Origin of the sequence: Ensifer sp. BR816 (assembly GCF_000378985.1) — a bacterium.
In the GTDB taxonomy this organism is placed as follows: Bacteria; Pseudomonadota; Alphaproteobacteria; order Rhizobiales; family Rhizobiaceae; genus Sinorhizobium.
Window position 1 is genome coordinate 3,504,665 of the sequence record NZ_KB905370.1, and the last position, 23,211, is coordinate 3,527,875.

A 23,211-nucleotide genomic window follows, 5' to 3' on the forward strand; every position below is an offset into this window, starting at 1 on the left:
GGTCACCACGACATGGCAGCGATCCCACCCCTCTGCGAATTCGGCTGGAAGGGCGTCGATGCCCGCCTGCCAGGCACCGACGGCCTCACCTACTCGATCCTGGACTTTTCCGGGCCAAATGGCCTCGTCGTTGTCTTCATCTGCAATCACTGCCCCTATGTGAAAGCGGTCATCGGCCGCATCGTGCGGGATGCGATCGACCTGAAGGATCACGGCATCGGCTTCGTTGCGGTCAACGCCAATGATGCCGAAGAATATCCGCAGGATTCCTTCGACAACATGAAGCTTTTCGCATCGCAAAACGCCCTGCCCTTTCCGTATCTCTACGACGAGGACCAGTCCGTCGCCAAAGCCTATGGCGCGGTCTGCACGCCCGACTTCTTCGGCTTCAACAGGGATATGGGACTGCAATATCGCGGCCGGCTGGACGCCTCCCGCAAGGAAGTCGATCCGGCCGGTCTGAGGCGCGACCTCTACGAGGCGATGGTCATGGTTGCGCGGACGGGCAAGGGCCCGGCGGAACAGCAGGCCTCGATCGGCTGCTCCATCAAATGGAAGGCGTCAGATTCTGAGACCTGAATGGCTGCGCCCGGCCGCTCGGGCGCTTGTCCGTAAGGGCACCGGCAGGACTTCAAACGCCTCAGACCCCGCCCGTTGAGAGCGCCTTCCTGAAGGAAGGCAAACGGGCGGAGTCCGAGGGAGGAGGCGTTGCGCCCCGATGTCGGAGCGAGATGAGGAAAAGTGTGCGCGGTTTTCCGCCCGCATCCCGCTCTAAGTTTTTAGAATCGATCACGTTTCATGATTTCGGGTCGATTCGACCCAAAATCATCGTGATCTAGGCCGGCAGGGCGCCGGACTGTTTGGCGATATGGGTGGCGATCGCGTCCATCAGCGCCGGGGACAAGCAATCGTATGGCTGCAGGCCGAGCTCCGTTAGCCGTGCCCGGATTTCCGGCATCCTGTCCGGGTTGACGCCACTTTCGATCACGGAGGAAACGAAGGCCGCAAATTCCGGCGGCGACCAGCCGGTCTCGTCGCTGAGCTCGGTATGCACGAAATCCAGCCCATAGAAGGGATGCCTGTTGTTCTCGATCCGGCCATACAAGTGCGCGCCGCAATCCTTGCAGGCGTAACGCTGGATCGTCGCGCTCGGATCGACGATCTGCAGTTTTTCCGAACCTGAGGTGACATTCACCTTGTCGCGGCTGACAACGGCGATCTGCGCGAAGATCGCGCCCTCCGGCTTCCAGCATTTGGTGCAGCCGCAGGCATGGTTGTGCGCGGTCTGCGCGTCGATTGCAACGGTCACCGGACTGGTGGCGCACTTACATTTCAGCGTGCCGCCCTGAAAGCCGGGACTGGCGGGCGGAAAGCCATTATCGATGGACGGATGCAGCTTGAGCATTGGTTCCTCCTCGGCTTTGGACGTCTTCGTCCCAAGCAGGATCAAGGCAAATGCCGCCGCCGGCAATATAGCGGAAAGTGTCGGTTTTCGGCGTGGAGCCGCCGCACCGGGCCTACAGCGACGCGCGTCTATCAGACGCGCATAGGTCGCTGCAGCACTTTTTAACATGCAGGAGCTAGCCCTTTGAACGCAGCATGGCGCGGGCCGGGTCATAGCCCCAGAGGGCGGCCAGCATGAACAGCACGAAGCTGGCGCAGACCCAGGCGAGCGCGGTGAGGTGAAGCTCGCCGTAAAGCGCAAAGCGTATCAGTTCGACCGCATGGGTGAACGGATTCAATGCGCAGATGTCGCGCAAGAGCGGCGAGCTTTCCGCCATCTTCCATAGCGGATAGAGCGCCGAGGAGAGGAAGAACATCGGAAAGATGACGAAGTTCATGACGCCGGCGAAATTCTCGAGTTGCCGGACGGTCGACGAAATCAACAGCCCGAGGGCGCCGAGCATCAATCCGCTGAGCAGCAATGCCGGCAGCACCGCGATATAGCCGACCGCCGGCACGGTAATGCCGGTCAGCGCCGCAATCCCCAGGAACACGGCCACCTGCAGAATGGATACGATCACGCCGGCCAAAAGCTTTGAGAACAGCAGCCACCATCGTGGCAGCGGCGAGGTCAAGAGGAGCCGCATCGACCCCATTTCCTGATCGTAGACCAGCGACAACGACGATTGCATACCGTTGAACAACTGGATCATCCCGCAGAGCCCCGGAAGGATATAGACCTCGTAGGTGATATAGGTCTGGTAGGGCGGGATGATCGACAAGCCGAGCGCTGCCCGGAAGCCGGCGGCAAAGACGATGAGCCAGACGAGGGGGCGAACGAGTGCTGCCAGAAACCGCCCCCGCTGGCGAACGAAGCGCAGGTTCTCGCGGGTGACAATGGCGGAAAGCGCAGTCAACCATGCCCTCATGCCAGCACCTCCCGGTCCTCGGCCGTCATCGTGAGAAATGCCTTGGCAAGCCCCTCCCCGCCGGCGAGGTCCGGGGCGCTGCCATTCCTGAGGACCTTTCCGCGATGCAGCACGACGATCTGGTCGTCCGGCCGGATCTCGTCGACCAGATGGGTTGCCCAGAGCACGGCAAGCCCGCTTTGGGCCAAAAGATGCACATGATCGGTGATCGCCTGCCGGGAGGCGGCGTCCAATCCGACCGTCGGTTCATCGAGCAGCAGGATTTCCGGGCCGTGGATCAGCGCCCGTGCGATCTCCATGCGCCGCCGATGTCCACCGTTCAGCGCACGTACCTGCTCATCCGCCCGCTCGGCCATGCCGAGCTGCGTCAGCGCCGCATCGATTGCCAAAACGGCCGAGCGTCCCGAAAGCCCATGGAGACCGGCAAAATAACGAAGGTTTTGGCGCACGGTCATGTCGAGATCGAGCGTCGGCTGCTGAAACACGACGCCGAGGCGGGCGAGTGCTGCACGCGGTGCCTTAGCAATATCGAAGCCGGCGACGCCGATATGGCCCTCGGCCGTCGCGAGCAGCCGGGTCAGGAGGGCGAACAGCGTCGATTTGCCGGCACCGTTCGGCCCGAGCAGCGCGCAGAACCGTCCAGCCTCCACGGAGAAACTAACACCGTCGAGCGCCTTGCGCGATCCGTAGCTATAGCTGACTTGGCTGATCTCGAGCCTCGTCATGACGCGCCCTCCCTTGAGACTGATGGCGGTCCTGCCACCATATCCCCTGTTATCGTCGCCGGTCTTCCGGAAAGCCGGAGGCGGCGCCGGGCGAGCCGGCGCGCTTCCACCTCCGAATGGGTCACGAGAATGACGGCAGGGCCGGTTTCGGCAATCAGCGCCTCGGTCAAGGCCAGCATCTCATCCGCGGTCGTCGGGTCGAGCGACACATAGGGCTCGTCCATGACGAGAAGCGCGGGGCGTCCGGCAAAGGCGCGTGCCAGAGCCAGCCGTCGCTGCTGGCCGAGTGAGAGCTGGCCGGGAAAGGCCCGGGCCTTGTCGGCGATGCCGGTCCGCTCCAGCGCCGAAAACGCCGCTTGCCTCCCGAGGTCCGGGTGCACCAGTGTCAGGTTCTCGAGCACGCTCCGCCACGGCAGGAGAACCGGCTCCTGAAACACCATGGCGATCTTGTCCGGGCGGACGATCTCGCCCTTGAAGACCGGATCGATCCCGGCGATCAGCCGAAGCAGTGTCGATTTGCCGATCCCCGATGCGCCGAGGATGGCGATGGTCTCGCCAACCTCCATGTCGAAACGGATGTCGCGCAGGATCTCCTCGTCGCCGAAAGCCTTTCGCCTGACATCGACCCTGATCATGCCGTCCTCCAGCGCCTCACCCGGCTTTCGGCCGGCTGCAGCATCAATACCTCGACCATGAGCATCACGCCGATGAAGGAAAGCGCATAGACCAGCACCATGGCAACGTCGAAGAGCTGGAAATAGAAGTGGATCTGGAAGCCGATGCCGCTGGAGCGGCCGAGAAACTCGACCACCAGCACGATCTTCCATATCACCGCAATGCCGGAGCGGGCGGCACCGGCGATGAAAGGCGCAAGCTGCGGCAGCACCACGTGGCGCAGCCGCGTGAGCGGCCGCATGCGATAGACCTCAGCCATGGCACCGAGGTTCGGATCGAGCGCCCGCGCGCCTTCACGCAGGATAGTGGCGACATTCGGGATCTTGTTGAGCACCACCGCAATGATCGCCGCGGCCTCGTTGAGCCCGATCCAGAGGTAACACAGCACGATGAGCACGAGGGCGGGCAGGTTGAGGAAGACGACAAGCCACGGATCGAGCCATCGATCGACGGAGGGTATGCGCCCCATCAGCACCCCGAGCGCCACCCCGACGGCCATCGCCGGCACGAAGGCGCAGATGACACGCCACAACGTCATGCCGAGGTGGTAAGGCAAGGCGCCGGAGAAGGTGGCTTTCGCAAAGGGCTCCCACAGCGCCCAGGGCTCAGGCAGCACCGACGCGTCCGCCGTCAGTTCGGCCGCCACGATCCAGAGCAGCAGAAGAAGGCCGAGCGATGTTGCCCGCACCAGCGCAGGATGTTGCAGCGTTTTATTCAAGGTGCAGGAACAATCCCTTTGGCAGACTTGTTGCCTTGCCGACGAGCTCGGCTCCGCCGAGTTCCGCCATCAGCCGCAGAAACCGGTCGGCGGCCGCCTCGTCGATCGGCTTGCCGCTCGGAATACCGGCGCGATAGCCGTCGCGCAGCGCAATGAATTCAGCGTCGTCCCCGGCATTCATCTTGTCGCGCAGGCCCTCCCAGACCTCGTCATCGTCGCGCAGCAGATTCTTGGCCGCGCGCGATGCCGTGAAGAGCCCCTTCGCGATCTCCGGATGGGCCGCCACATATTCGCCCTTCAAGACATAGCCAAGGAGCGGCGTGTCGGGATCGAGCTTCAGCGCCTCTGCAGCATCGGCGACGGAGATCAGCTCCCGCATGCCCTTGGTCTTCATCTTCGCGAGGAAGTGCCAGAAATTGATCGCACCCGCCGTCTCGCCGGAAAGGGCGGATTTGAAGATCAGCGGCGGTGCTCCGAATACCTGTTCGGTTTCTGTTGCAAGGTCCATGTCATATTGCTGCCTGGCATAGGCGCGCAGGATCAGCCAGCTCTTGTCGAGCGGGCCGCCGGCAATGCCGATCTTCTTGCCGACAAGGTCCGGAAGAGCCTTGATGCCGCTGTCATCCTTGACCACCAGCCCGCCGACTGCCCGCGAATAGGGAAGGAAGACATAGTCCTTGCCGGCAGCACGCTGGTTGGCCACCCATATCCAGTCGGCCACCATGACGTCTGCCTCGCCACCCTCGAAGGCGACGCGCGTCGCCCCGTTGTCCGCATAATTCTGGACCGTCAGCTCGAAGCCGTTCCCGTGGTCGAGCTCATGGGTCTTGATGGTGGAGATTTCCCAGTTCACTGTGCCCGACGCCAGCATCGCTGCCCGCAATTGCGGCAGGTCCTCGGCCATGGCGGCCGCCGGTCCGAAGGCGAAAAGCCACAGGGCCAGAAATCGTTTCAAGACGTTCATTGCTTTCCTCCCGAAAACCGCCGCCCGCGACTTCTTCCACTCGCCCTCCACCGAACGAGCTGGCGCGATGCGGCCCGCGCTCAATCCGGGGCGACTACTACCCCCCAGGGCTGCTCGCCGACCTGCACCGAGCGGAGCACCTTTCCCGCCTGCACGTCTATGATACTTACGTCGTTGGAGTTGCCATTCGTGGTGATCAGGAATTTCTCGTCCGGCGTGAACGCCATCTGCCAGACGCGCTGTCCGACGAGCAGATATTCGAGAACCTCATCGCTCGCGCCGTCGATCACCGCGACGCGATTGGCCGGGCCGAGCGCCACGTAGATGCGCGAGCCGTCCTTCGTTGCCTTGACGGCAACCGGCTGCAACCATTCCGGCAGAACGCCCGGCACGGCAAAGCTGATCTTCTTGGCGATCGAGGGCTCGGCCGTCGACACATCGATGACGGACACGGTGCCGCCGATTTCGGCACTGACGTAAAGCTTCTTGCCGTCGGAGGTAAATTCGGCATAGCGCGGCCGCTGGTCCACCAGCACGTTGTGCACGACCTTATAGGTCGAAGTGTCGATGAAATGCGCCATGTTTGTGGTTTCGGACGTGTTGATCAGGGTCTTGGCGTCCGGACTGATCGCAACACCCTCCGGTTCGACGCCGACAGGCACCTCGGCCAGAACCTGATGCGCCTTGACGTCGACGACGGTCACCAGATTGTCGTCCTCGTTGGCGATATAAAGCGGATTGCCCGCGGGATTGAGAACGAAAAGCTCCGGGTCCGGGCCTGATGGCAGCGTATGCAGTTCCCCGTAGGTCTCGGGATCGAAGACGCGGACGGTGTCGTCGTCCGAAGAGCAGACATAGAGCTCCTTGCCATCTGGGCTGATGGTGATGCCGCGCGGCCTGTTTCCGGCCGGGAATGTCGCAATAACCTCCCAACTCTGGCTGTCGAGCACGGTCACGCTGTTGCCGCGCTCATTGGTCACGAAGATCTTGTTGGCCTCGGCAGGACCGGCAAACATCAGGACGGCTGTCAGAAGCACGAGTGCGGATCTCAGCATTCTATCCTCCAAAAGCGTGGCAGGCGGTTTCGGGCGCGTCGATGCCGAGCGTGTCGAGCGGCGAATGCTGATGCAGATAACCGTCCTGCGGCGAGACGGATACTGTCACCCGGCCGTCGGTCAGGAGAATCGGCTGGCGCAATTGCCCGTTCCAGGGACGGAAGGTAAGCTTCTGGCCCTTGAATGCGGCGAGCTCGAAATCGTTCGAGAGGGCATAGGCCCGCAGGCTCGCTGGATCGGCCTTGCCGGACCGCGTCACAGCCTCGCCGATCACGCGCATGGCGAGCCAGGCCTGGTAGTCCTCCTCGCGCATGTTGCGGCCGCTCAGCTTCTCGAAGCGGCCCTGGAACTGGGTAGCCCCCCAGGCCTCGTGGGCAGCATGCCACGCTACCGGTCGAAGCCCCGCAGATCCCGCAACGGGCCGCGGATCCCAGGTATGGTAAGGCAAATACGGTGCAAAGACGCCGGCCTCGTCGGCCGCGACGATCACGTCGTGATCCTCGGCATTCTGGGTGAAAACGGGGATCTGCTTCTGCACCATGACATAGCCGGTATCCGTGCGCCGGCTCCCACCGGTATCGACGAACTCGCGCTCCTCGGCGATTTCCACGCCGAACTTGGCCGCCGACTTGCGATAGCTGTCGGCCAGCAGCTTGTCTTCGGGATGCGAGCCGTGAATCAAGAGGATCCGCGACCATTTCTTCCACATGAGAAACTGGACGATCGCGTCGCTGAGCATTGATCGGCTCGGCGAAACATGCAGCACATTGGCCCGGCAGTCGGCATCGCGCAGCGTCTCGTCGCGAGCGCCTGCGTTGAGGAGCAGCACCTCCGGGCCGGCCCTGTCGGAGAGCGCCTTCAGGACGTCGCCCTCGGCGATCACCGCAATGAGACCTATCCCTTCGGCTTTCAATGCATCGAGCGCCGCCCCTGCCTGCTCCGGCGCGACCGCTAGCGTTTTCAGGGTGTAATCCATGCCCGTGAACGCGCCGGTCGTCCGGTTGTCCTCGTTGCCCAACATGGCGCCGGCAAAACCCAGATCGGCAGGCGGCGCATCGAGCCGCGAGATCGGCGGTCCGACCACACGATCGATCCTGAGCACGGCCGTCTTCACCTCCGTCGCCCACAGGGGGAATGCGCCAAGCATCAACACCGAAAATACGGCGGCCGCAAGCCATCGGTTTGGCATTGCCGGAACGACCTCCCAATCTTCCTGACACTCCCCAGGGACGTAGATTAACAGCGCAATTTGTGTAGCAAAACCGAGACTTAAGGAGCGTGGATTAGCAATACGCGTGTGCTAGCCTGAGGTTATGCGACGCACTCTGGTAGCGCTTATCCTGGCATTGTTACCGGCACTTGCTTTGGCAGCGCTGGACAAGCCGCTGGTGCCGGGCGCCAGGGTGGCATTCCTCGGCATGACCTTCATAGATTTGTCGACGGAAGGAAACGGTGTGCGCGCCGACGAAACGGAACGGCTCAAGCTGCTGGAGGGCGCCACGCGCGACCGCTTCGCGGCGGAAGGTTTCGTCATCCTCTCGAACGATCCCGTGGCGGCCGAGCTCGCCGGCACGGTCAACCCCGCCGCCTGCTATGGCTGCGACGTGCGCATGGCCGCCCGCCTTGGCGCCGACTATGTCATCGTCGGCGAGGTGCGGAAAGTATCCAACCTCGTTCTGTCAATTAACCTCGTACTGCGCGACGTACGCTCCGGCGAGATGCTGCGTGGCCTTGCCGTGGATATCCGATCGAACACTAACGACAGCTGGCTGCGCGGCATTCGTTACATCCTTAAAAACCACTTCTTCAAATCGTGAGGGCCTTATGCGGTATTTCGGTCATTTCCTGCTGGCGTTCCTGCTGATCTTGCCGGGCCTGGCGCAGGCCCATGGCCCGACGCGGCAGAAGCTGGCGCTCTCGATCGACGTCGCAGCGGAACCGGAGGCGGTCTGGGCGGTGATCGGCAATTTCCAGGACATGAGCTGGCATCCGGCCGTGTTCTCGACGACCGGCAAGGGCGGCAATGCCATCGACGCGACCCGAGTGCTAACCCTCAAGGACGCCGGCGGCCCGACCATCTCCGAAGTCCTCTACAAGTACGATGCCGGGAAGATGTCCTATTCCTATCGCATCACCGCGGTCGACGTCAGCGTTCTGCCGGTCACCAACTATTCCAGCCACCTGACGGTAACGTCGAAGACCGGCGGCGGCTCGCACATCGAATGGAAAGGCGCCTTCTACCGCGGCTACCCGAACAATGATCCCCCCGCCAACTTGAACGATGAGGCAGCCCTTGCTGCGGTCGGCGCGGTGTATAAGGCCGGCCTCGATGCGCTCGAAAAGAAGTTCGGCAAATAACCGCTTGCTCTTCGCCGCGGTGGTCGGCGCCCTGGTGACACCGGTCGGTGCTTTCGCCGACTACGCCTATGTCACCAACCAGTCTTCCAACGATCTGAGCGTCATCGATCTCGACCGCATGGTCGAGGTCGAACGGATCCCGGTGCCGGGCCAGCCGGTCGGTGTCGCGGTCGCGCCCAGGCTTGGTGCCGTCTTCACCGTCAGCCCCGACAGCAAGACGCTGCGCCGCTTCGGCATGTCCGGCGGCGCGCCGGTAGCCGAGTTGAGGCTTGATGGCGGGCCCATCGGCGTTGCGGTCGATGAGCGGCGCAGCAGGGTTTTCGTATCGGACTGGTACAATGCGCGGATCTGGGTCATCGCCGCCGAGAGCCTCGCGATCCTGGCAGTGCTTTCAACCGGCAGCGCGCCCGCCGGCCTTGCCCTTTCCACCGACGGACATTGGCTGGCGACGGCCGACCGGGATGCCAACCAAGTCTCCATCTTCGACGCAGCGACGCTGAAACTTCGCCACCGGGTGACCGTCGGGCTGCGTCCATTCGGCGTGACCTTCTCGCCGGACGGCCGGCTGTTTTCCGCGGATGTGGGGAGCAACACGGTAACCGCGGTCGATCCCGCCAGCGGCCGGGTGCTGGGCCATGCGGCAACCCGCGAACGGCCTTATGCGGTGGCCTTTTCCTCAGGACGGGGTTTCGTCACCAACCAATACGACGACAGCGTGAGCGTCTTCGACGCCGAGAGCTTCGCCGCGGTTGCCGTCATCGATACCGGCGAATATCCGGAAGGCATCGACACGTCTGCGGATCGCCGACGGATCATCGTTGCGAACTGGTTTTCGAACAGCCTTACGGTCATCGACTCCGAAAGCCTGGAAATCGTCGGTGAGATCGCAACCGGCGACGGCCCACGCGCATTCGGCCGCTTTGTGTCAGCCGCGCCGGCCCCCGGCAAGGTTCCGACGCGCACCGGTGGACGGTAACCCGACCGCTTCGAGGCGCGACCAGGTAGAGGAGGCACGGGATCAGTTTGGCAACTCGAGCAGACCCGTTCCCATGTCGTTCACCAGCGGCACACCGGCTTCCGTGAGAATGGCGTTGATCGCGGGCTGGTTGCGGCGGATCAGCGAATTCAGCTTGCGCTCCCAGACCTTCTCGCCCTGGCGCACCCCCATGGTGATGCGGTAGAAGAGCCTTGGCGGCATCGGCTCCGACAGAAGCGGCGTCACTTTGAGTTCCGGATGGCTGGCCTTGACCAAAGGCGCGCCGATTGGTCCCCAGAGGACGGCTGCGTCGATGGCACCGGATTTGAGGTCGGCAAGCATCTCGTCGGCCGGGTTCTCGTAGCGCCGATCGACCATCAGGTGGTACGCCTTGGCTTTGGGCAACAGGCCGTTCCTTGCCATGTGCGTCGCCGGCGGCGTTCCCGCGATGATACCGATCCGCTTGTCCTTGAGCAGAGGGTCGGCGAGCGTCGTGACGCCACTCAGCGGACCGGCCGACCCGACGATCAGCACATAGGCCGACGTGTAGTAATGGTTGGTGTTCAGCACCAGCTCGTCGCCCTGGGCATAGCCGATGACCACATCGCAGGCATTGGCCTGCAAGGTCTTGCGAATGAAGCCGGTCGCCATCGGAAACCAGGTGTATTCCAACGGCAGTCCGAGCTTTTCCGCGAGCAGCTCGGCGATCTTGTTCTCGAACCCCCACCCGGATCGATCCGACATCGGCAGATTGGCCGGATCGGCGCAGACGCGCAACGCCGCCTTCGACACCAGGTCCGAGGTCTGGGCCGCCACTGGCACTGCTGAGATTGTCAGCAGCAGAACGCCGCCTGCGGCGGCTAGGCTAGTTGTTGCCGAGACAAGAGTTTTCAGCATCCCGGATCGCATCCGATTTCGCTTCCTTCTTGGCGGGGCGTCCCCGCGGCAAGGAGCCGGAGCCGCGCGCTTTCAAATAGACGTAGATGTCATCGAGATAACACATGACGTTGGCGTTCTCGCCAAAGGCAGGCATCACCGAGTTCTCGGCGGCATTTACCTTCTTGCGTCCGTTCGTAACGACGTCGAGGAAAGCATAATAGTCCAGATTGATTGCGGAGTTCTTCAAGGCCGGCGCATAGCTCGACCCCTCGCCCTCGGGCCCATGGCAGACATGGCATTCCGAATGGTAACGGCGAAAGCCCGAATAGGTCAGCCAGTCGACCGTTCCGTCCCCGGCGATCTTGAAGGTGGGCACGTCCTCGGCGGTGTAGTAGCGGCCGTTATCCTCGCGGGCGACTGCAATATTGTCCTGTGGCGCCGATGCGTCTTCTGCGCCTGCGACGCCGGCGATTAGCATCGACAAGGCGAGAGTGATCGGTATGGCTGATCTTGATCTGGTCATCTTGCGTCCTTTTCGGCAGAGAACGAAACGGCGCGGGCTTTCACCAGCCCGCGCCAATTCCGGGCAAAGATTGCCGCTCAATCCGGCAGCGCGAACACGGTGAGCGTGCCGCCCAGCGCCGTGTAGTTGCTGAGCGCCGAATAGCCGCCGACGGCTCCGAGACCCTCATTCGGGTTGGTCAGGCCCGCTGCCAGACCGATACCGGCCCAGCCGCCGACGCCCGAGAGCACGGCCACATACTGCTTGTCGCCACGGGCATAGGTCATCACGTTGCCGATCACTCCGGACGGCGTCTTGAAGCGATAGAGCTCCTTGCCCGTTGCCGCGTCGACCGCCTTCAGATAGCCCTCGAGCGTTCCGTAGAAGACCACGTCACCGGCGGTTGCCAGGGCGCCCGACCAGACGGAGAACGGTTCCGGCAGGGACCACTTGATCTTGCCTTCCTTGTTGTCCCAGGCAATGAAGTTGCCCATGCCGCCGTGGCTGTCCTTCGGCGGGTACATCGACAGCGTTGCCCCGACATAGGGCTGGCCGGCGGTGTAGCTGACCCGGAACGGCTCGTAGTCCATGCAGACGTGGTTGGTCGGCACATAGAACAGCTCGGTCTTCGGCGAGTAGGCCGCGGGCTGCTGGTCCTTGCTGCCGAGTGCTGCCGGGCAGATACCGGTCGAGTTGGTGTCCTCGCCGTTCTGCTCGGTCGAATACTGCGCCACGACCTGCGGCCGACCATACTGGTCGGACTTCGGATCCATGTTGACTTCCGTCGCCCAGTTGACCTTGGGATCGTATTTCTCCGCCACCAGCAGTTCGCCGCTGACGCGGTCCAGCGTGTAGCCGAAGCCGTTGCGGTCGAAGTGCGTGAGCAGCCTGCGATCCTTGCCGTCGAACTTCTGGTCGGTCAGGATCATCTCGTTGACGCCGTCATAGTCCCACTCGTCGTGGGGCGTCATCTGGTAGACCCATTTGGCCATGCCGGTATCGACGTCGCGAGCCCAGATCGTCATCGACCAGCGGTTGTCGCCGGGCCGCTGCGTCGGGTTCCAGGTCGAGGGGTTGCCGGACCCGTAATACACCAGGTTCTGTTCGGGATCGTAGGCATACCAGCCCCAGGTCGTGCCACCGCCGATCTTCCACTGATCGCCTTCCCAGGTGGTCAGGCCCGAGTCTTTGCCGACCGGCTTGCCGAGATGCGTGGTCTTTTCCGGATCCATCAGCGTATCGCTGTCCGGACCCATGGAGTATCCGCGCCACAGCAGCTTGCCGTCGGCCATCGAATAGGCCGTCACGGAACCGCGCACGCCGAACTCGCCGCCGGAGATGCCGACGATGACCTTGTCCTTCACCGGCATCACGGTGGCGGTGTTGGTCTCGCCTTTCGAAGGATCGCCGTTCTTGACGTTCCAGATCACCTTGCCGGTCTTGGCGTCGAGCGCCACGACGGTGGTGTCGGCCTGATGCAGGAAGATCTTGTTGTCGGCATAGGCCACGCCGCGGTTGACGGTATCGCAGCACATGACGGGTATGACGTTCGGGTCCTGTTTCGGCTCGTATTTCCAGATGATCTGGCCGTCCTTGCTGAGATCCAGCGCGTAGACCGTATTCGGGAACGGCGTGTGGACATACATGATGTCGCCAATGACCAGCGGCGCCCCTTCGTGACCGCGCAAGACGCCAGTCGAGAAAGTCCACGCCACCTGCAGTTTACCGACGTTCTCCTTGTTGATCTGGTCGAGTTTGGAATAGCGCAGATTGGCATAGTCGCCGGTCTGGATCGCCCATTGGTTGGGGTCATCGATCTGCTTTTGCAAATCCGAGTTGGCAAGAGCGACCTGCGCACCGCCTATTGACGTCAAGGCAAGCAGTGTAAGAAGTCGTTTCATTTCATCCTCCTCCTGAGTGCTGCCGATCAGGGCCATCAGCCCGCCCGGCGAAACCTTGCGGTCTCCTCTTTCCCCGGTATCGGCTTGCGCCATTATTTCCTAGAGCGGATAAGGAAACGTGCGCGGCTTTCCGCCTGCATTCCGCTCTAACCTATTGAATTCGAGAACGTTTCGTGATCCTGGTCTTTCGACCGGACCTCATCCAGATCGGCCGGGCAAAAGTCCTCCAGTTGCCAAGGCCCTTCCTCCTGCTGTCGTCTCAGTTCCTCCTTTTCGCGTTAAGGAAACGTCGCCAGATACGCGATCAGGTCGGCGCGCTCCTGGTCCTTGCGCAATCCCGCAAAAGTCATCTTCGTGCCCGGCAGGAACGCCTTCGGGTTGGTCAGGAACTCGCCGATCTTGTCTTGCGTCCAGGTCAACCCGCCCTCGGCCGCCTTGCCCATCGCGGGGGAATAGGCAAAGCCTTCGATTTTGCCGGCCGGGCGACCGACAATGCCGGTCAACACCGGGCCGGTCTTCGACTTGGCATCCGGGCCGATCGCGTGGCAGGCCTGGCATTTGCGAAACACCTTCTCGCCCGACGCCGGATCTCCTGCCGCCGGGTCCAGCGCAAATGCCGGCGCAACCACGCCGAATACAATTCCAGCCGCCAATCCGATACCAAGTCTTGAAGCCATGCCTTGCTCTCCCTTACGCGGCGTTCAGCCGTTCCGCATGCCAGCGCACGTGGTCTTCGCCGAAGCTCGCCACGAAATAGTAGCTATGGTCGTATCCCGCCTGCATCCGGAGCACGCCGGCCTGCCGCCGCTCGGCCAGGAGCCGGGCCATCGCTTCGGGCTGCAGCTGGCCGAGGAACTGGTCGGCCGAGCCCTGGTCGATGAGGATATCGCCCTGCCAGCCGAACTCGCTCAACAGCAGGCAGGCGTCGTAGTTGCCCCATGGGGCCTCGTCGTCGCCGAGATAGGCCGAAAACTGTTTCCGGCCCCAGTCGGAGCGGGTCGGGTTGACGATCGGCGCAAAGGCCGAAACCGAGCGGAACAGTTGCGGATTGCGAAAGGCGATCGTCAGCGCGCCGTGGCCGCCCATCGAGTGCCCGGTAATGCCGTTGACGCCGTTGACCGGTACCCGATCCCGGAGCAGCGCGGGCAATTCCGTGACGATGTAATCATACATCCGGTAGTGCCGGGCCCAGGGCTTCTGCGTCGCATTGACGTAAAACCCCGCGCCCTGACCGAGATCATAGGCCTCGTCATCGGCGACCCCTTCGCCGCGCGGCGACGTATCGGGGAAAACCAGCGCCAGACCATGCTTTGCCGCATGGCGCTGCAGGCCGGCCTTGATCATGGCGTTCTCATGAGTACAGGTCAGCCCCGAGAGATACCACAAGAGCGGGACCGGACGCGTCCGTGCCTGCGGCGGCAGGTAAAGCCCGAAGGTCATCTCGACCCCACAGACCGCGGACGAGTGCCGGTAGACCGACTGCGTCCCGCCGAAGCATTGGTTTTGCGTTACGAGTTCCATCTTCACGCTCAATAGATCACGACGCTTCTGATGCTCTCGCCGGAATGCATCAGCTCGAAGCCCTTGTTGATCTCCTCGAGCGGCATCGTGTGGGTGATCATCGGGTCGATCTCGATCTTGCCCTCCATGTACCAGTCGACGATCTTCGGCACGTCGGTGCGGCCGCGGGCGCCGCCGAAGGCGGTGCCCATCCAGGAGCGGCCGGTGACCAGCTGGAACGGCCGGGTGGAAATCTCCTGGCCGGCGCCGGCCACCCCGATCACCACCGACTTGCCCCAGCCGCGATGCGAGGCCTCGAGCGCCTGGCGCATCACCTTGGTGTTGCCGGTGCAGTCGAAGGTGTAGTCGGCGCCGCCGATTTGGTCGGCGCCGCGCTTCGTCAGGTTGACGAGATAGGCGACGATGTCCTCGCCGATCTCCGTCGGGTTGACGAAATGGGTCATGCCGAACTTCTCGCCCCAGGCCTTCTTGTCGTTGTTCAGATCGACGCCGATGATCATGTCGGCGCCGGCAAGGCGAAGCCCCTGGATGACGTTGAGACCGATGCCGCCCAAACCGAAGACGACCGCGGTCGATCCCATCTCCACCTTGGCGGTGTTGATCACCGCGCCGATGCCGGTGGTGACGCCGCAGCCGATATAGCAGATCTTGTCGAACGGCGCGTCCGGATTGACCTTGGCGACGGCGATCTCCGGCAGCACGGTGAAGTTGGCGAAGGTCGAGCAGCCCATATAGTGGTGGATCTTGTCCTTGCCGATCGAAAAGCGCGAGGTGCCGTCCGGCATGACGCCTTGGCCTTGGGTGGCGCGGATGGCGGTGCAGAGATTGGTCTTGCGCGACAGGCAGGACGGGCAGGCCCGGCATTCCGGCGTATAGAGCGGAATGACGTGGTCGCCCTTCTTGACCGAGGTGACGCCGGGGCCGACATCGACGACGATGCCGGCGCCCTCATGGCCGAGGATCGCCGGGAACAGCCCCTCCGGGTCCGCACCCGAAAGCGTGAAGTCGTCGGTGTGGCAGATGCCGGTCGCCTTGACCTCGATCAGCACCTCGCCGGCCCGCGGGCCCTCGAGCTCTACCTCGGTCACAACAAGGGGCCTTCCGGCCTCGACAGCCAGAGCAGCGCGTGTGCGCATGAAATACCTCCCGGTACTGCGTATTAGGGCTCGCCTCATGGCGCCTTGGACACAGATTACAGACGCGCCGGGGCCCGATGACAATTGCGACCTTAGTGTGTAAATCGCGACCTTTGGCTTCTTCCTTGGTCAGCCTATACTGACGCTCGTTCGAACACGGAGGCACAGGTATGAGAGCCGCCTGTCATGCGATCGGCCAGATACGGGTTTTGACGCTGAGTTTGGCGCTTTGCCTGGCTGAGGCACCCGGCCTGGCAAGCGCGGCGGATTTTTCCGATCCCGACTGGCCGTGCATTCAGCGCAAGGTCGAAAACCTGTCGGCGAGCCTGATGTGGCCGGCCACGGTGACGCGCGTGCCGCTCAAGCCTGCGGCGAACGATCTCGTCGAGGTCCTGTCGCTCCGTCGGGTGTCGCTGGAGGAGGCGGAGTCCCAGGTCCAGGCCTTTTTCGAGAAGACCGGGCCCGTCGACGGCCAACTGATCGGCAACATCTTCCTCGGCGTGTTCGAGAAGATTGCCCATAGCCGGCAGCGGCTGATCGCGGGGATTGCCCGCTATTCCCGTAGCCAGATCGCACTCGCCTCCCGGATCGATGGCAGCCGGTCGGAGATGGCGAAGCTCGAGCACGAAAAGAGCCCGGACTTCGACCGCATCGACAAGCTGGAGGAACAGATCGACTGGGACGAGCGCATCTACCGCGAACGCGCGCAGGCGCTCACCTATGTTTGCGAAACGCCGGTGCTTCTGGAGAAACGCGCCTATGCCATTGCCCAGATCCTGCTCAAGCATTTGCCGGATTGAGCCTTGCGGCGGCGTGCGTCTTTTCAGGCAAACGACGCTGTAGAACTTTGAATTGCTGCATGTTTCCTTCAATCAGCTACGATTGAGGGAGAGAAACCTGCAGCGGCACAGCACCATCTCGGCGACTGTGATATGCGGGAGCGTTGGTCAGAAGCACAGCATCTCGGCCTCTGCCTGGGCGCGCCTTAGATCCGCCACCATGGTGCGGGGCATGGCTGCCGACTTGAACATGGACATCTGCTCGCCGCCCGCCTGCTGGAGCGACAGGACAGTTTCGGCCTCGACGTATTTTCGAAAGGGCAGGATGGAAGCGATCACGTCGATCGAGCAGGCGCATTTGCTCAACACCGCGCGGCTCTGGCCGTTGGCCGCCATGCAACCGAACACATAGTCGGCCCGCGTCTCGGTCGGATAGTCGTTGAGGCGCTCCGACATGGTCTGGCCGCTCACTGGCGCAGCCGCTGCGACGATCCCGAACGCCCACAGGGCGGTTCGCATCATGGCCGATCCTCCTCCCCTGCCCCTTTCAGGGTGATGCTGTTGGAATATCCTGCCCCTGCCTTGCCGGTAGCCGCGGGCACGGTCGCAACCAGCGAATAGTACCAGCCCGGTATCTCGTCCGACACTGTGACGGCGAGCGCCAGCTGGGAAATGGCCCCCATTCGCTCGCGCGCCCTGTCCTTCGTGAACGGCCGGATCGTAACCTGGCGCGCGGCAATGTCGCGGTTCCGGTAGCGGCGCGACACGGGCACGACCTCGGCATCCCGGAGCAGGGCGTCCTTGATCCGATTGCGCATATAGAAAGGGCTGCCGCCCGATTGACCAGCAATTTCGGCAAGCACGCTTTCGAGGAAATACATGATGACGGGATTGCCGACGGATGCCGGATAGTTGCCGAGCGCGCGGGAACGCGTACCCTGATGGAGCGTCATGTCGACATTGTCGTCGGGCTTGATCCTCAGACCGATGCTGAACCTGCCGCCTGCCTGCCCTGCATCGATGCCGGAAATGACCCTGTCGTAGACAAGCGTGCTTTGCCCGGCGTCGCTGCCGCCAGGCACTTGCTCGAGCCCCTTCAGCGCCGTCTCCCGGAAGAGAAGATCATAAGTTTCGGCGGCCATCGATGGCCGCTCGCCAAAGCCGAGCAGGATCAAGGCAAGCAGGAATAGAACGCGCATCGCTGGCTCCCCGTCGGCGCCCGTTTCGGGCCCCGTTCCCGGCCAGCCTAATCCCCGCTGCGGCAATGTCACCGGAGACCTTCGTCTGTGTTGTCACGCGACACGCGCGCGGGTCTTCCAGTCGATCAGTGCCCGCAGGCGCACGAGTTGCACCGGCTTGGCGAGGACGGCGAACGACATTTCGTTGCCGAGCAGCAGCAATTCCCGCTGCCGGTTGGCGGAAATGACGATGGCGGGAATCTCCGCGCCGGCGAGCGTGCGCAGCGCACGGATCGTTTCTATCCCGTCATCGCCATCATCGAGTTGATAGTCGGCCAACAGAATATCGGGCGCGGTGCCGATTTCCTGCATCAGCGCGACGGCATTGACGGTGGAGGCGGCGGCCAGAACGCTCGCCCCCCAGCTTTCCAGTACCTGCGTCATCGCATGAAGCTCGTCGGCATCGTTCTCCACAACCATGACGATGAGATCCAGGCTGCCGTCGAGAATCGGTTCCGCCTTTTCGATCGGGGTGGCGCTGGCACGACCGGGCAAGGCCAATGGCACCTCGATCGAAAAGACCGAGCCGCGGCCAGGCTGTGACACCAGCCGCACCGGATGCTCGAGATGCCGGCAGGCCCGCTCGACGATCGACAGGCCAAGTCCCATGCCGGGGCCCTTTCCCGTGCCGCTGGCACGGGTGAACTCGTTGAAGATCCGCGTCTGGTCCTCCGGCGAAACTCCGATGCCGGTATCCCACACCTCGATTCGCAGCCGGCTGCCGCTGAGGCGGCAACCAGCCAGCACACGGCCGCGCTCCGTATACTGGATAGCGTTTGCCACGAGGTTCTGGACGCAGCGCATCAGGTAGCGCTGATCGCTGGTGACCCAGCGCGTGGATGGGGCGATCCGAAGATCGATTCCTTTTTCCGCCGCCAAGGGCGCCAGATCCTCGGCCACGCCCTGCAGCAGGTTTCCGAGGTCGAACGACGTGACATTGAACTCCGCCCCCGAACTGTCGAGGCGTGAAATGTCAAGAAGCGCCTGCAGAAGCGTTTCGATCGAGGCGAAGGACCGGTTGAGCCGGCTGACCACCTCCTTCGCCCCCGGCTGCCCCACCGCATCCGTCAACATCGACAGATAGAGCTTCGCCGCATTGATCGGCTGAAGCAGGTCGTGGCTCGCCGCCGCCAGGAAGCGCGTCTTCGACGTGTGGGCGGCTTCCGCCGCCTCCTTCGCTTGCCGAAGCGCGCCTTCGATCTTCGTCTGCTCGTCGGCATGGATCTGCAGCAGGCGATTGGCCTCGGTCAGTTCGACGGTGCGCTCCTGCACCCGTCGCTCCAGCAGGGCCGCGGCCTGGGTCTCGATCGTCACGTCCATGACCGCAACGATGAACCCGCCGTCAGGCAAGGAGTGGATGCGGATATCGAGGCTCATCCCATCGCGCCGCCTGAACCGCTCCTGTGCGGTCTCGCCGCGGCGTACGCCCTTGAACGAGGCGGCGAATTCGGCCCGGCGACCCTTTCGGTCGAGAATCTCGTGACGCTCGACATGTTCGACGATGCGCTGGAAGAGACTCCCCTTCTTCAGGAGCGAAAGCGGCACGCCGAGAAGCTCGCCGAAGCGTTCGTTGCGAACCAGCAGTTCGCCGTCCGGCGAAAAGGTGCAGATGCCGAGCGCCATGTGGTCGAATGCGGCCTGCAGGAAATGAGCCTGCTGGTCGATCAGGCGATTCTTTTCGCGCCGGTTCTCCCGCACGATATCGGTGATTTCGGTCTGCAGGACGGTGATATTGCCGGAATTCGTCTGGCGACAGGAGATCTGAAACCAGCGGTCGTTCCTGAGCTCCATCACGAAGGAAGAAAAGCGCTTGCCGGGCCGCGACTCCTCCGACGCCGGCTGGGCGTAGTCGATCATCCCGCCTTCGCTCCGGTGCAGATATTTGCTGGCACCGACTGCCGTGAGATAGTCGTCGAAACCGAGCCCGGGCTTGATCAGCGGCTCGATATCCGGAAGCAAGTGCCGGAACTGGGCATTGCAGACCTGCAACCGATCCTCGGAGAAAAGGGCGAAACCGCCTTCCATGGCCACCATGGCATCGGCAAGGTTCCTCTGGATGCGCTCTTGTGTCTGATAGGCGATCTCAAGCTCGCTCGACGCCCTGCCGAGCGTGTCGAGCGCCTTTTCCAGATCCTTCGTCTTTTCCCAGACCTCGGCCTGCAGGGCGATAGCCGATTCGAAGAGCGAATAGGCGGAGCCGCCGACTTCATGGCCGCGCTCGGCCCGGTCGATCAGGGCTTCGATGATCTTGGCCTGCTTGGCAATCTGGACCTCGTAGGGCTCATTCGGATCGATCACAACGGTGCGCCTCCCTTCGACCGAAAGAAGGCGACGCCGACAAAGGTCTGGTTCACATGAACGCCGAGATGCTGTTCTCCATAGGTGTTGAAGCCCACCACCCGATGTTGCCGGAACTGCTCGGACGCCTCACCATCCAGGCCCTTGCGCTCGATCTCAAGCTTGCGCAGGTAACAGTCGAAACCCAGAATGAAATCGGGCGCTTCGTCCTGGTCGCTGACGGCAAGCCCCGTGTCGAGCGTGCGGATGATTTCCTTGCCGCGACCGAGCGTCAACAGAAGGCCGTCGTCGATCGCCGAAAGAAAGGTGAGGCCCTGTTCGCCCTGGATCTGCTGGATCGCGCGCACGTGATAGAGATTGCGATTGCGCACCAGCACCGGGTTCTCGGCGAAAATCTTCGGCGACAGCTCAGCAACCGGCACCTCTACAAGGCGGGCATATTCCCGTGCCGCCGGTGAACCGTTGATCTCCAGAACCAGCCGCTCCTCAGGAACGGCGCGGGTGACGACCATGCGCTTGTCTGTCGGCTGGAAATGGTCGAAGCCGAGGCCGCTGAAAGCCAAATCGGTTTCCAGCAGCAAGAGTAGCGCCGCGTTGCTGTGGAACTCTCCATTGCGCAGCACCTGCGTGCGCTCGAACCGCAGCCCGTCGCCGGCCGAGCCGCCAAACACGGGAATGTCCTTCAGCCCGGCCTCCAGAGCTGCCATCAGGATATCCTCCTGCTTGGACAGTCCGTCGGCGAAAATCAGGGCAAGCCGCTTTCGGCCCGGCGTTGCGCGAAACTGCGAGACGAGCCGCTCCGTCTGCGACACGACGTCGGCAATCGAAACCGGGGAGATCGGTTTGAACAGGGTCGAGGCCACCCGAAAGTGGCGCCGCTCGAGGGCGATCGCCAGCAATGCGTCGTCTTCATAGCCCCGCGGCGTAATCTGGCCGGCCGTGGTGCAGCCGAAGACAACCGTATCCGCCAGCGACGTGCGCAGGGCCCTTGCGAGATCATCCGGCTGAAGCCTGCTCGGCACGAACAGAAGTATGAAGCTCGGCCGTGCCGTGGCGAGCTGCCGTTTGAGCTCGGCAAGGGCAACGGCCGCATCATCGGCACGCGACACGGCAATCCGCACCGCCTCCGCCGGTTTGCGGTCAAGATCGTTGACAGCCGTCATGCGCCGTCATCCTCCACCTCTACGGCACCCTGCGTCCTTTCAGATGCACAAGGGCCGCTGCAGCACTTTGAATAGCTGCATGCTTTTGTCTTTAAATCGGCTGTGATCTGGGGAGCCATGCAGTGGGCCCGGTGTGTTGTGCCGACGCACTTTATTGCAGGCTATGGCGGATCGAGACTTCGCGCACCAACATCGCCGCTTGTGTGCGATTGTGGACCCCCAGCCGGCGCAGAAGCGCCGTGATATGGGCTTTGACCGTCGCCTCGGCCAGTTGCATCTCATAGGCGATCAGCTTGTTCGGCATCCCTTCGCAGATCAGCCCCAATATGCGGGTCTGCTGTTGCGACAAATGGGCGATCTTGCGCGAAATCGCCTCCACCGACATGTCCGTGGCCGGCGTGCGGGCCGGCATCGTGTAGCCGGGCGGCACATAGGTCTTGCCGGTCCAGATATCCTGCATCGCTTCCTGAAAATTCTGCCGGCCGATATCCTTGGGAATAAACCCCGCGGCACCGGCAGCAATGACCGACTGGACGATGTCTTTCGACATGATCGCCGAGATCACGATCACCGGGATGTCGGGCGACTTTTCCTTGATCTTGAGAAAACCGCTCAGACCCGACGCATCAGGCAGGTTCAAATCAAGCATGATCAGATCGGGTGAGAACCGCATGCGCAATTGCTGGAGCGCTTCACCCAGCGAAGTCGCCGTTCGAATTCGACGTGTGTTGAAGGTGTTCTCCATCGTCGCGGCGAGGGCATCGCAATAGAGCGGGTGATCATCGATCACCAGTGCCGATTTAATCGAAAGCGAGTGGACGGACTGGGCCTGCGACATGGCTCTCTCCCAAGACAATCTTCAGGTTGAGGGAGCAGCCGCAAACGACTCCAAGCTTCACTGGATACTATCTCTGCTCCCAACGCCGCCATGCTCTCCCCAGCACGACGCGGGACATTTTGTCGCACAGTTTTCCGGACGGGGCAATTGCAGAGTTCTCGCGCTCGCAACGCCGACGGTCGCCTATTCCCCCCGAAAAGGTTCAAACGCTTGGCGATAAGCGACAACGCCGGGTTGCGCACCGGTGATCACCCTTCCGTAAAGAGGCTGATCTGAACAGGCCGCCAGATGCGACATTTGCTGTCGTTCCGCGACTTGTTGGCCGGTCTTGAAGGCGACGCCAACGCCGATGCGGATGTCCTTGCTTCCCGACCGGAAATTCGACGACAAGCTAAACAATGCCTCAATATCTGTGGCGATGGATAGGCCCACCGCGTCGAAACCGGCTACGATTTAAGGACGCACGAAGCAGCGAATGGGAAGACGAGACACGCCAGCGAGACTCAGATGCCCCGGCCAAAGTCGGGAAGCTTGCAGCGCCACTTCTTGACACGGAGAGCCGGGTGCTCCTGCGACCATGCGGCGATGTACATGACGGACTGGAACATGCACTGGGTCAGAGAGGCTATGTCTTGAAGTTGCAGAGTTTCCTCTCGGCACCGGTCGGGTGCCGACACGAGGCATACCGTCAGTACGAGCGTTATCGGCCCCATGAGAGTCCCCGTTTCCCCCCCCCGCGCTTATTTACGCATATGCTAATGGAAACTTCAATGAACGGGGGGTCGTTTGCGGGAGGGGGCGAAATACTACCTTAAGCGATCAGGCGGTTTACACTAGCGACCATGACAACTTTCATACGATAGGGATTTTTGGCGGGTTTCGCGACACAACAGCCGTTGGATAGTCTCCCTGTAGACGGCAAAGTGCGACCCAAGGACGAAGCCGCTCGCGCGGCACTGGCGCCCGTGGTGAGGGTGCAGCAAAGATCCTCTGCCGCTAAGTCTACCATCCACTAAATGATGATCATCACCACCCCAGACATCGCCCGTCTGGGCCGTGAAGCACGCGTATACTGTAGGCTCGTTCGCTCAGCGTAAAGGTGGCCATCACAGG

General features: G+C 62.5%; 25 protein-coding genes. 5 read left to right on the forward strand and 20 right to left on the reverse strand.

Features of this window, described 5'->3' with window-relative positions; all coding sequences use genetic code 11:
- The first annotated feature begins 12 nt into the window (after positions 1-12).
- Entirely contained in the window at positions 13-579 is a 567-nt protein-coding gene (locus RHIBR816_RS0116765) for a thioredoxin family protein (protein WP_018237730.1), read from the forward strand.
- A 256-nt stretch (positions 580-835) separates the two neighbouring features.
- Here RHIBR816_RS0116765 and gfa read toward each other — a convergent pair whose 3' ends face one another.
- The 8 genes from gfa to RHIBR816_RS0116805 all read right to left on the reverse strand — a co-directional run bounded on the left by gfa (position 836) and on the right by RHIBR816_RS0116805 (position 7,698).
- Positions 836-1,405: an S-(hydroxymethyl)glutathione synthase gene (gene gfa / locus RHIBR816_RS0116770; protein WP_026187093.1), complete on the reverse strand. Its 570-nt coding sequence runs from the start codon at positions 1,403-1,405 to the stop codon at positions 836-838.
- Positions 1,406-1,580: 175 nt separating this feature from the next.
- Positions 1,581-2,372, reverse strand: coding sequence for an ABC transporter permease (locus tag RHIBR816_RS0116775; RefSeq protein WP_026187094.1), 792 nt, complete (start codon positions 2,370-2,372; stop codon positions 1,581-1,583).
- Complete coding sequence (locus RHIBR816_RS0116780) at positions 2,369-3,097, reverse strand: ABC transporter ATP-binding protein (RefSeq protein ID WP_018237733.1); 729 nt, start codon at positions 3,095-3,097, stop codon at positions 2,369-2,371. The genes RHIBR816_RS0116775 and RHIBR816_RS0116780 overlap by 4 nt, the downstream gene beginning before the upstream one ends.
- Positions 3,094-3,732: an ATP-binding cassette domain-containing protein gene (locus tag RHIBR816_RS0116785; RefSeq protein WP_018237734.1), complete on the reverse strand. Its 639-nt coding sequence runs from the start codon at positions 3,730-3,732 to the stop codon at positions 3,094-3,096. Before RHIBR816_RS0116785 ends, RHIBR816_RS0116780 begins: the two co-directional genes overlap by 4 nt.
- Positions 3,729-4,490 carry an ABC transporter permease gene (locus RHIBR816_RS0116790; protein ID WP_018237735.1) on the reverse strand — a complete coding sequence of 254 codons (762 nt, stop codon included), beginning with the start codon at positions 4,488-4,490 and terminating at the stop codon, positions 3,729-3,731. The genes RHIBR816_RS0116785 and RHIBR816_RS0116790 overlap by 4 nt, the downstream gene beginning before the upstream one ends.
- On the reverse strand, positions 4,483-5,454 hold the full coding sequence (locus RHIBR816_RS0116795) for an ABC transporter substrate-binding protein (RefSeq protein ID WP_018237736.1): 972 nt from the start codon (positions 5,452-5,454) through the stop codon (positions 4,483-4,485). Before RHIBR816_RS0116795 ends, RHIBR816_RS0116790 begins: the two co-directional genes overlap by 8 nt.
- An 80-nt stretch (positions 5,455-5,534) precedes the next feature.
- Positions 5,535-6,509 (reverse strand): YVTN family beta-propeller repeat protein, encoded by a 975-nt coding sequence (locus RHIBR816_RS0116800; RefSeq protein WP_018237737.1) that lies wholly within the window; start codon positions 6,507-6,509, stop codon positions 5,535-5,537.
- A gap of 1 nt (position 6,510) precedes the next feature.
- Positions 6,511-7,698: an ABC transporter substrate-binding protein gene (locus tag RHIBR816_RS0116805; RefSeq protein ID WP_018237738.1), complete on the reverse strand. Its 1,188-nt coding sequence runs from the start codon at positions 7,696-7,698 to the stop codon at positions 6,511-6,513.
- A 124-nt stretch (positions 7,699-7,822) separates the two neighbouring features.
- Between RHIBR816_RS0116805 and RHIBR816_RS0116810 the strand changes: the two genes are divergently transcribed.
- The 3 genes from RHIBR816_RS0116810 to RHIBR816_RS0116820 are packed head-to-tail and all read left to right on the forward strand — an operon-like array spanning position 7,823 to position 9,843.
- Positions 7,823-8,326, forward strand: coding sequence for a DUF3280 domain-containing protein (locus tag RHIBR816_RS0116810; protein WP_026187095.1), 504 nt, complete (start codon positions 7,823-7,825; stop codon positions 8,324-8,326).
- A gap of 7 nt (positions 8,327-8,333) precedes the next feature.
- Entirely contained in the window at positions 8,334-8,867 is a 534-nt protein-coding gene (locus RHIBR816_RS0116815; protein WP_018237740.1) for an SRPBCC family protein, read from the forward strand.
- Positions 8,839-9,843: a beta-propeller fold lactonase family protein gene (locus tag RHIBR816_RS0116820; RefSeq protein ID WP_026187096.1), complete on the forward strand. Its 1,005-nt coding sequence runs from the start codon at positions 8,839-8,841 to the stop codon at positions 9,841-9,843. The genes RHIBR816_RS0116815 and RHIBR816_RS0116820 overlap by 29 nt, the downstream gene beginning before the upstream one ends.
- 42 nt (positions 9,844-9,885) lie before the next feature.
- On the opposite strand, the gene RHIBR816_RS0116825 is transcribed toward RHIBR816_RS0116820, so the two are convergent.
- The 6 genes from RHIBR816_RS0116825 to RHIBR816_RS0116850 form a co-directional block, all read right to left on the reverse strand.
- The gene (locus tag RHIBR816_RS0116825) at positions 9,886-10,752 is read right to left on the reverse strand and encodes a substrate-binding domain-containing protein (protein WP_026187097.1); all 867 of its coding nucleotides are present in this window, start codon (positions 10,750-10,752) and stop codon (positions 9,886-9,888) included.
- Positions 10,709-11,245 carry a c-type cytochrome, methanol metabolism-related gene (locus tag RHIBR816_RS0116830; RefSeq protein ID WP_018237743.1) on the reverse strand — a complete coding sequence of 179 codons (537 nt, stop codon included), beginning with the start codon at positions 11,243-11,245 and terminating at the stop codon, positions 10,709-10,711. Before RHIBR816_RS0116830 ends, RHIBR816_RS0116825 begins: the two co-directional genes overlap by 44 nt.
- A 77-nt stretch (positions 11,246-11,322) precedes the next feature.
- A complete protein-coding gene (gene xoxF5 / locus RHIBR816_RS0116835) occupies positions 11,323-13,125 on the reverse strand; it encodes a lanthanide-dependent methanol dehydrogenase XoxF5 (protein ID WP_026187098.1) in 1,803 nt (600 codons plus the stop codon).
- A 278-nt stretch (positions 13,126-13,403) separates the two neighbouring features.
- The gene (locus RHIBR816_RS0116840; protein WP_018237745.1) at positions 13,404-13,802 is read right to left on the reverse strand and encodes a cytochrome c family protein; all 399 of its coding nucleotides are present in this window, start codon (positions 13,800-13,802) and stop codon (positions 13,404-13,406) included.
- 13 nt (positions 13,803-13,815) lie between these two features.
- On the reverse strand, positions 13,816-14,646 hold the full coding sequence (fghA, locus tag RHIBR816_RS0116845) for an S-formylglutathione hydrolase (protein WP_018237746.1): 831 nt from the start codon (positions 14,644-14,646) through the stop codon (positions 13,816-13,818).
- A gap of 8 nt (positions 14,647-14,654) precedes the next feature.
- A complete protein-coding gene (locus tag RHIBR816_RS0116850) occupies positions 14,655-15,782 on the reverse strand; it encodes an S-(hydroxymethyl)glutathione dehydrogenase/class III alcohol dehydrogenase (RefSeq protein WP_018237747.1) in 1,128 nt (375 codons plus the stop codon).
- 170 nt (positions 15,783-15,952) lie between these two features.
- On the opposite strand from RHIBR816_RS0116850, the gene RHIBR816_RS0116855 reads away from it, so the two are divergent.
- Positions 15,953-16,582: a hypothetical protein gene (locus RHIBR816_RS0116855; protein ID WP_018237748.1), complete on the forward strand. Its 630-nt coding sequence runs from the start codon at positions 15,953-15,955 to the stop codon at positions 16,580-16,582.
- Positions 16,583-16,729: 147 nt separating this feature from the next.
- Here the strand turns inward: RHIBR816_RS0116855 and RHIBR816_RS0116860 are convergent, their stop codons facing one another.
- The 6 genes from RHIBR816_RS0116860 to RHIBR816_RS39015 form a co-directional block, all read right to left on the reverse strand.
- Entirely contained in the window at positions 16,730-17,083 is a 354-nt protein-coding gene (locus RHIBR816_RS0116860) for a hypothetical protein (RefSeq protein WP_018237749.1), read from the reverse strand.
- Complete coding sequence (locus RHIBR816_RS0116865; protein ID WP_018237750.1) at positions 17,080-17,760, reverse strand: hypothetical protein; 681 nt, start codon at positions 17,758-17,760, stop codon at positions 17,080-17,082. The genes RHIBR816_RS0116860 and RHIBR816_RS0116865 overlap by 4 nt, the downstream gene beginning before the upstream one ends.
- Before the next feature lie 93 nt (positions 17,761-17,853).
- On the reverse strand, positions 17,854-20,097 hold the full coding sequence (locus RHIBR816_RS0116870; RefSeq protein ID WP_018237751.1) for a hybrid sensor histidine kinase/response regulator: 2,244 nt from the start codon (positions 20,095-20,097) through the stop codon (positions 17,854-17,856).
- Positions 20,094-21,260, reverse strand: coding sequence for an FIST signal transduction protein (locus RHIBR816_RS0116875; RefSeq protein WP_018237752.1), 1,167 nt, complete (start codon positions 21,258-21,260; stop codon positions 20,094-20,096). The genes RHIBR816_RS0116870 and RHIBR816_RS0116875 overlap by 4 nt, the downstream gene beginning before the upstream one ends.
- Positions 21,261-21,411: 151 nt before the next feature.
- The gene (locus RHIBR816_RS0116880; RefSeq protein WP_018237753.1) at positions 21,412-22,098 is read right to left on the reverse strand and encodes a response regulator transcription factor; all 687 of its coding nucleotides are present in this window, start codon (positions 22,096-22,098) and stop codon (positions 21,412-21,414) included.
- 503 nt (positions 22,099-22,601) lie between these two features.
- Positions 22,602-22,811 (reverse strand): hypothetical protein, encoded by a 210-nt coding sequence (locus RHIBR816_RS39015; protein WP_018237755.1) that lies wholly within the window; start codon positions 22,809-22,811, stop codon positions 22,602-22,604.
- Positions 22,812-23,211: the final 400 nt, after the last annotated feature.